The following is a 3,868-nucleotide window of genomic DNA, read 5'->3' on the forward strand; positions in this document are numbered from 1 at the left end:
ATACAAAAACTTTCTATCATATTTTACTAAAGATGATAAGAGAGAATCAGCTTAACTTATCTTGAACCATAAATAAATCGTTTTACTTTTTAGGATTTGATACATATATTTTGTAGATCGTACGCACATCGCAACAAAACATATAATGCATATCCATCATTTTGTATTTTAAGCTGACTGCACAATTATGCTAATGAGGCGTATTTTATATTATAATATTAATATAATATCTAAATACTATTATTACAATGTAGTTATAATATTTTAATCAAATTAATTTAATACTAAAGTTAATGCACACATTAAGAGATAATTTTTAAAATATACAAAACACAACAATAAAACACGATACTATTACATAGCTTTTTTATTGCAATATCCATCAGCAATACTATTATATTATAAAGATATTATTATAATAATATTTCAATATTATTATACTAGCTAATAGATATCTAAATTGTATTAAAAACAAGATTATTACAGTAAAAACAAATTAAATCTAAGCTTGTTTCTAGCTAAACCAACTTTGCATCAATCATCATCTCACCGCCCTACCCTTTTACAAATTACAATGAACGCTCAATAAAGTGTTGCTATGTCTTGATTACCATGGTTAATCAACAACCCGTAAATTCAAAGAAACAAACAAATTGCTGCCTTTGAAGTGTTTTGATGAAAACTACTAGGCAAATCAGTAAATCTCAAATTTTCTGCCCTACTTCCTTATTTTCATTAGTTTTTAGATGAATAGTTTCTCAAATTTCTGACACAGTATTACTTTTAGGCTTTTTACTATATTCATAAAATTGGATTCTCAAAAAATCAGGATCAACAATATACTTAATTTTTCATAGTTTTCATTGTAGCCAAGCACTCCTTTACTTGATCGCGTATTGATATACTAAAATTTATAGCACTAAAAACATGGTGAATTTTTTAATACTAGACTACACTATCATGTTATTAACAGTATTATTTTTGTATTTTTAAGATAGTAATATAATATCTAAATATAACTATTACAATATTATTATAATATTGTAATACTACTTAGTTAGCAAAATCAAAAAGTGCTATAAAAATAAGCAACCGCAGTTATTTAACTCCATGAAAATATGATAAATTTTTACAATAGTATCCAACCTGCAAACGACTAAGCCGGCTCTTTTTAGTACCAATGCGTAAATGATTAAGAATATTACGTTTTTAAAAAATAACGAGTGAATACAATCTATATCCAAGGAAAGGTTTTTGAAAGCTAATAAAACACAATAAGAAAATAATTTTATAGGTTTATTAAAAAACAACATAACAAAAATAGAGTATGCATACCATTTTGTTTTAGTAATTTAATAAAGTATAATATAATACAAGATTTTAGTAGTTATAAATTTTATATTTTAATTTAGTATTATTTAAATACGATAATGGTATTATAATCATATTATAACAATTCTTTTATAATATGATTATAATATTTCTTTTAATTGTTTTTTTACTTCAGCAAGCCCCCTACTTTTGCGCAAATCATTAAAATCGCTACACATACTATCTACTTCGATCGCATAAAAAACAGGCATGCAAATACTTACGTTTTTGTAATGATTTTTTATATAAAAAGCTTTTTCTTTACCAATATTTCCCCTTCCCTCCTTCTCGTTTTTTAAATCATTATCGGCTGCGATTATAATGTGTAGATGCGGAAATTGTTCCTGCATCCCGCGCACTACATATTCTAGATTACCAACATCAACACCTACAACAGTAGGTATGCCGCTTGCTTCATTTACGCTAACGGCCGTAGCAAAGCCTTCACATAAAAATACTTCGTCGACGCTAGACAAAATTTGATTATTAAGCGTCGCTGTTTTCGAATCATATACAGTGCCGTCGGTGACAATATAAAAGTTACCGCGTTTTTTGGCATAAATTTTTTCATTATTTTGTTTTTGGGCTTTAGAGAGTAGGGCGCCAATCATCTTATCGCCATTTTTAAATATCCTCTGGACAGACCAAAATTTACCGCTTACATCAAAAAGCGGCATCAGTAAATTCCCGTATCTATCTTGACGTAAACCATAATTATTACTTATCGTTTTTTTTACAAAATATGGATGATTTATTTCAGCCATAGAGGAGCATAAAAATTCATTTTTCAAGATATGCGCTGCTTTTTCATACTCTTTTGCTAGCTCAGCGTCCCTTTCTTGCTGTTTTTTATTAAAGCTCAGCCCATGATCTTCACTTTTAGTAGAGTAGGGCGCTTTATTTGCGACCTGCTTATCACCGCTTTGAGGCAAGCTGCTATTGGAATAATTACCGAACAGCAAATTATCACTCTCGTATTTCCAGTTTGAGCTAAAACCGCTCTTAAAATTTTGAATAAAACCGGCCGGCGTTTCATTGTTGTGGCCTATATACGCACCACTTCTTTGTGCACCCCTGTCGCCTTGCACCCTAACGCGATGAATAATGCCATCCATAATAGGAATATCCACCTCAAGTCCTGCATTATTTAGTGCTATTTTAAATTTACATAGCACGTCATTGCTATCAAATACATTTCTTTCAATATCTTTTTTAGGGTAGGGTAGGGTAGGGCGAGCAAACTGTGATGTGGTATTGGTGTCTGTTTTTGCACGTTCCAATAAACGCATCAATCCTTCAACATCAAAAGTATCATATATAAACCACTTCTTTTCATCACTGTCCCACATAGCGCCTATATTTTTGGCTGCATTTCTTAGTAAATAAGGAACATCAACGTAAATTTTCTTTCTTTTTCTTGGCATACTAAAATCCTATTGTTATCATATCTTTAGAGTATTTTTTAGATATTATTATAATATTAATATAATATAAATTAAAAACGCTCTCCATTCATTTTATGCTACGCCTACTAAAAATACCTGTTTAAGAATTTACCTAAAGGTAAAGCGATTTGGGGTGGGGACACGCTCTCCGATCTAAGCGCCCCACAAACAGCCAAACAAGAGTCGGAAGCTGGTAGTAATATTATAGCAAAATCAGTCAAGAAAAAATAACAGCGACTAGACGATAAGGGACCGCAAGCCAAAGCCTCAAAATACAGAATTTAGGTTTTCTAAAGGAGTTAGGGAAAAAGCAAAAATCAACGATAATCCCATAGTTGCAGACTTGGATATGCTTCAGAAAAAGCATTCTAACGTTCTTAAAACAAAGGGGGCGGTCGCAAGGCTTATTTTGGCTATCAAAGACGACCCAACCCATTTTCTCGACGGGAGCAACCCGCAAAGTGCATTATTACTAAAAAAATTAAAAGACGGCAAAACGGGTATGATAGGCGTCAGAAGAGAGGATACTCCTGAAAATTTGATAGTACATGCTCTAAAAAGCTCGAATAAAAAAGAAATAGAAAGATTAGTAAGGCGGCAGATGGGTAGGGCGTCCTTACCTACCACTCTCAAAAATGAGACTGGGACTGGCGCAAAAGCGCATTCATCTGCCTCTGGCGATATTATATCACAAAATTCGACTAAAGACGAAGCGGCCGAGCAAGGAAGTAAGCTCGAGCAAGCAGAAACAAAACAAGAAGTCGTAAAGGGCGAGGGCTGGACGATGAGAGACGGCACGGCGGCAAAGCAATACGCCGAACATAAATTTGAGCCTGAAAAATGGATAAACGATTTAAGCGGCGTACTTAGCGACGAATGGACAGCAAATTTAAAGAGCCTAGCGTTAAAGCATCCAGAAATGTTTAAAAGCGAAGCGGACGTATTTCGCGTAATCAAAGAGATAAAAGACAATCCGACGCATTTTTTTAAGAATAACAACGATAGGAATGCGTTGTTGGTAAAAAACTTAAAAGAGGGTAAAAGCGGAGAAA

1 protein-coding gene and 1 pseudogene are annotated in these 3,868 nt (G+C 32.7%); one reads left to right on the top strand and one right to left on the bottom strand.

Annotated features, from left to right (window positions below; translation table 11 throughout):
* Positions 1-1,472 precede the first annotated feature (1,472 nt).
* The gene (locus RYL88_RS12025) at positions 1,473-2,795 is read right to left on the bottom strand and encodes a DUF5710 domain-containing protein (protein ID WP_314991596.1); all 1,323 of its coding nucleotides are present in this window, start codon (positions 2,793-2,795) and stop codon (positions 1,473-1,475) included.
* Between the two features lie 430 nt (positions 2,796-3,225).
* On the opposite strand from RYL88_RS12025, the pseudogene RYL88_RS12030 reads away from it, so the two are divergent.
* A pseudogene (locus RYL88_RS12030) lies at positions 3,226-3,868 on the top strand (hypothetical protein); the annotation flags it as partial.

It is taken from the genome of uncultured Campylobacter sp., from assembly GCF_963517995.1.
Taxonomy (GTDB): Bacteria; Campylobacterota; Campylobacteria; order Campylobacterales; family Campylobacteraceae; genus Campylobacter_A.

Bases quoted from the DNA above. Each gene is read 5' to 3' on its own strand.
- RYL88_RS12025 (WP_314991596.1), bottom strand. From the start codon at position 2,795: ATGCCAAGAAAAAGAAAGAAAATTTACGTTGATGTTCCTTATTTACTA.